This is a genomic window from uncultured Shewanella sp. (assembly GCF_947497935.1).
GTDB lineage: Bacteria > Pseudomonadota > Gammaproteobacteria > Enterobacterales > Shewanellaceae > Shewanella.
The window spans coordinates 1-235 of sequence record NZ_CANMIO010000072.1 but is presented as its reverse complement, the minus strand read 5'-3'; the positions used below and the strand labels follow the sequence as shown (position 1 = coordinate 235).

1 rRNA gene is annotated in these 235 nt (G+C 37.0%); it reads left to right on the top strand.

What is annotated here, in order from left to right:
• Positions 1-167: 167 nt before the first annotated feature.
• Positions 168-235 (top strand): 5S ribosomal RNA (gene rrf / locus Q1A86_RS21175); the annotation flags it as partial.

The following is a 235-nucleotide window of genomic DNA, read 5'->3' as shown; positions in this document are numbered from 1 at the left end:
TAACTATGTTTCTTATAGAAACCAGAATTAGAACTTACTCTGAAAAGAGTGGCACTTAATGTGTGTTCGAACTCAAAACTTAATTTCGATTACTTGCAATAGCGAGTAACAGCTTTCCGAACTTTTACCTTTAGCTTTTAAAAAGCTGAAAGTAATAGCCAAATTTGTCTGGAAACCATAGAGCTGTGGCACCACCTGAATCCATTCCGAACTCAGAAGTGAAACACAGTATCGC